Raw genomic sequence first — 4,384 nt, 5'->3', positions numbered from 1 at the left:
TCGAGTGTTACATCCGGATTTGTTGTGAGTGAGTCCATCAGGCAGGCGTATCTGGTGCAGGTAACCGGATCGTAAAGTACCCTGTGATGGTTTGTGAGTATCATCCTGCACGGAGCTATATCCGGTTCATCCATCGAATATCTGAAAGCGTAACCGATATGGTTGTTCACTTCAACAACTACCGATGATGAATCTTCACCGGCAAGAGATCTGTCAGCGACAACATGGATATCGTATGAATTACATCTGTTCCATTCCGTAAGAGCATCCTGCATATCTTCAACGTCACATGCGCCGCTGTTGTTGAAATCCTGATCAGAAAGCCCTATAGCCTGTGCCATGCAGATTGGAATGAATGGAGTGGTATACTGACTGGTTCCCTGATTGTTACCCATGTTCAGGCATGCGCTTATACCGGATTCGTTCATTCCGGACAGGCAACCCGAGAAGCCGGGAAAGCCTATCGCTATCCAGTCCTGACCCGAGTCCGGATCAAAAGTGAACAGAATATTGTTATCCAGTATTGAGCCGCCTGTGTCTATGTAGAAATCAAGGTTGCGTGAGACAGCAGGTGATTCCTCAAGTTCAGGATCGTCTTCTGTCGCTTCTCCCCATGAACTGACACTTGTGCACATGAATGACTTAACTTTCGCTAAAGCGGAAAGGTCAGGTGTGGCGGATACTACACAGATATCAATGTAGTCGATATTTCGACCAAGCGGCTCACAGTAGATGCTTATTGTGTCCAAAGCGCCTGTAATCATGTTTTGTGTATATTCCTGGAACTCGGAAGGAATATTAAAATAGACCAGAAAGTAACCTCTGATAATTTCGAAATTAGTGGGTCCTCCTACCATTTCCAGAAAGTAGTTCTCGAAGACTTCTTTGATATCGGGTCCGAGCAGATAGCCATGGGCATATCCCATATCTGCCCAGCTGCCCCAGAGATTCAGCACTTTGATTTCTCCGATGTATTCAATGGATCCATTCGGATCATCTGATGAGGAGATGGATACAATCAGCAGGAGTATTGCAGGAACAATAATTTTGTTCATGGATTACTGCCGCTCCCTTCATTTGATTTATTCTATGCCCATGCAACAGGCGAGACGTAATCTGTCAGATAGCAGCATCTGAAGGAACCCGTCTCTATATCGAATGTCTTAGAACTCCGTTTTTATGCTTCCCCATGTTGCTGGAGTAAGTGCCAATGGCGGTCCCGGATCGATCTGATAAATCATGGGAGAGTCAGGAGTGTAATCGGTTGTCCAGAGGTACTGACCGTCCCAGGCGAGATCCTGCACTACATCGCATGGAGCGGGGAACATCTTCCATGGGTATGGGTCCCCGGGGATGTTGGCGAAGATCATATCAGAGTCCTGATCGGTTACCCAGAGATAGAACCCGTCCCAGGCAAGGCCCGTAAGGCCTTCGTAACCGATGCCGCCGTTCATGGGGTAGTAAGAACTGATCTCCACTCCGGTTTCAGGATCAAGCTCGTAAACGAAATTACCACTCCAGTTCGTAGTCCAGACGGAAGATCCGTCCCAGGCAAGCCCTTCGTTACAGGTAGCATCCGGGCCCAGGATTGAATCGGTCACGGTTCCGGATGGAAGATCACGGAAATATATCCACGGGTGACAGCAGGATATCAGCTGAGTGCCGTCGTATGCAAGCCCTGTAAGACACTCGTTACCGTGTCTGGGAATTGAAGAGAGAACGTTCCCGTTTGCAGGATCGATCTCATAGATCATGAAATCATCGTCACTTGTGATCCACAAATTGCCGTCTATCCAGGTAAGTCCGTCAGGATTTCCGCCTGGCGCGGGAATCGTACTGATGACATCACCCATATCAGCAAAACTGATTGCCGTTAGAATCAGGATAATTAGAAGCACTGGTCTCATTATGCACCCTCCGATTGGATTATTCAAATTACCGATAGAGTAGTGTACTTATCCACGATGAACGAGTCAACACCAGTGATTTTCGGTTTCTGCTCCGGTGATGGCAGAGGATTGAAATCACATGCTGATGTACTTAATCATATATGTGAAGTGTTATCGCCTTCCGGTTACAGATTGTCAAAAAGATAACAACCTTCAATATCTTTTATATACTATGGTGTATTTCTAGTGAAAGGAGACAGTATGAAAAAACTTATCGGTGCCTGGCTGGTTGCAGGACTTGCTCTCTGGCTGACAGCATTGATTCTTGGTCCTAATATGGAGTTTGCAGGTTTCTGGTCCATTGTATGGGCCGCTGCGATAATTGGCCTGCTGAATTTCATTCTTGCCCCGCTGCTTAATCTGATGACATGCCCTATCTATCTGCTGACTCTCGGATTGTCACGATTCCTTATCAGTGGTCTGGTGCTGATAATCGCGAACAACTGGGTAGGCGGATTCTATATGGCCAGCTACTTGTGGGCGGTTCTTGCAGCTGTAATCATCTCCGTATTAACCGGAGCTATTGATAAAATGCTGGGAAGAAAGAAGTCCTGACCGATATCAGGGTACATTAAGCCAAGGATGTCAGATAGCTATTGACGCAAACGCTATGCTGTGGCACATTATAATAAAATTCGTATTTTGAATGGAACCTATTGATATGTTGATAGGTTGCTGATCTGAGTTTCTGCTATAAGATCCGCATGAAGAAAGGATATTATTATGGCTTCTGCAGAATGTATCCTGGTACTTGTACTCAGTGGGTGGGTCCACACGACAACACTGGAACTGCCCGTCGAAGTACCTGAGTTTCATTACACGGAGACAGGTGAATGCTTCGCAGGCATTCCTGATTGTATGATCGGCTGGATACCGGGTTTTCCCGATCTTCCCATCCACCCGGCATGGGTCGTCCTGCAGCGCGGTGAGATTGCGTCATCCATGGAGATCGTTCATGCCTCATGGACAGATGTTCCCGGAAACTGGAACCTCCGACCGCTCCCTCCTCCTACGATACTTTCTGCAACCACACCCCTTACAGATTCACCGAGAAATGATGAGGTATACGAAAAGGATTCGTTCTGGCCGGCATCGCCTGCGGAACTGACCGGCACCGGATACAGAAACGGCGTTCCCTGCGCGGAGCTGATTGTCTCTCCTCTCAGATACAACCCGGTCAGAGGAACGGTACAGCGGCTTGTTGATCTGGAGATCCGGATAGCGACAGTTCCAGAAGAAAGGAATCTATCAGCGCCCCGTCAGACAGACTGGGAGCAAATGCTGATAATCACGGATGAGTCCATCCGTGAACCATTTGACACTCTTGCTCTGTGGCGTACAGAGGGCGGTATCCTTACGGAAGTGGTTACCACTGACGTAGTTTATACCTGGCCTGGATGCGATAACATGGAACGGATCAGGAATTACGTTATAGATACCTACTCTTCGAACGGACTGGACTACCTGCTTCTTGGCGGTGATACCGACTTTATTCCATGCAGGTATGCGTATGCAATGACATACAATACCGGAGGAGGACGGGACGACAGTCTTCCCTGCGACCTGTACTTTTCTGATCTGGACGGTTCATGGAATCTTGACGGTGATGATACGTGGGGTGAGCTTGAAGACGACGTTGACCTCTATCCCGATATCTGGGTCGGGCGAGCGCCAGCTGAAGATCTCGAAGAAGCCTGGACATTCGTCAATAAGACAATAGCATATGAATCAGGCGGAGCCACCGCCCACATTGAGCGCAGCCTCCTTGCGGCAGCGGTAATGTGGAACAACCCGTATACGGACGGCAGTATATGCAAGGAGTATATCGAGGAACACTGGATTCCAGATTTCTTTGAAAACACGAAATGCTACCAGTCACAGGGAACCTACACACTGGAGACGGTTGTATCTGCTCTCAGTACAGGTACCGGTTATGTGAATTTCACTTCTCATGGATGGATAACCGGTGTCGGAGTACTGGGTCCTGAAGACGTAGACCCGATAGATTCCGATGGCATGTTCTTCGGTATGATGTACGCAAACGGATGCTGGACAAGCGCATACGATTTCGATACAGTTGCTGAGCATTTCCTGAACAATCCGGTCGGCTGCGGAGTTTCTTATATAGGTAATTCGAGCTACGGATGGGGTTCTCCGGGTAATCCACTCTACGGATATTCGGACAGGTTCGACACCGAACTCTGGAAACTGCTGTTCGAAATGCCGTCGGCGCCGCTTGGCGAACTCGTTGGTACTGTTAAGGCCGGCTTTACTCCTTTCAGCCACCAGGAAAACTGCTACAGATGCCTTCAGTACATGGTCAACCTTCTTGGTGATCCCGCCCTGAGAACATTCAGGGGTGTACCCGTTGTTCCGGAGGTTCAGCTTCCGGAAATTGTAACACCTGCAACACAGTGTATACCCGTGTTTGTCGA

The 4,384-nt window shown here is 48.4% G+C and carries 4 protein-coding genes; 2 read left to right on the top strand and 2 right to left on the bottom strand.

Features of this window, described 5'->3' with window-relative positions:
- Nucleotides 1-1,055, bottom strand: a 1,055-nt coding sequence (locus K8R76_12535) for a hypothetical protein (protein MCD4849002.1), incomplete at its 3' end; no start/stop codon positions are given.
- A gap of 108 nt (nt 1,056-1,163) precedes the next feature.
- A complete protein-coding gene (locus K8R76_12530; GenBank protein MCD4849001.1) occupies nt 1,164-1,907 on the bottom strand; it encodes a hypothetical protein in 744 nt (247 codons plus the stop codon).
- Between the two features lie 243 nt (nt 1,908-2,150).
- On the opposite strand from K8R76_12530, the gene K8R76_12525 reads away from it, so the two are divergent.
- Nucleotides 2,151-2,504, top strand: a complete 354-nt coding sequence (locus K8R76_12525; GenBank protein ID MCD4849000.1) for a phage holin family protein — start codon at nt 2,151-2,153, stop codon at nt 2,502-2,504.
- Between the two features lie 168 nt (nt 2,505-2,672).
- The coding region (locus K8R76_12520; GenBank protein ID MCD4848999.1) for a hypothetical protein at nt 2,673-4,384 on the top strand (1,712 nt) is incomplete at its 3' end.

It is taken from the genome of Candidatus Aegiribacteria sp., from assembly GCA_021108435.1.
In the GTDB taxonomy this organism is placed as follows: Bacteria; Fermentibacterota; Fermentibacteria; order Fermentibacterales; family JCC-6; genus Aegiribacteria.
The sequence above is the reverse complement of the archived record's forward strand: the minus strand, read 5'-3'. Positions and strand labels throughout refer to the sequence as shown.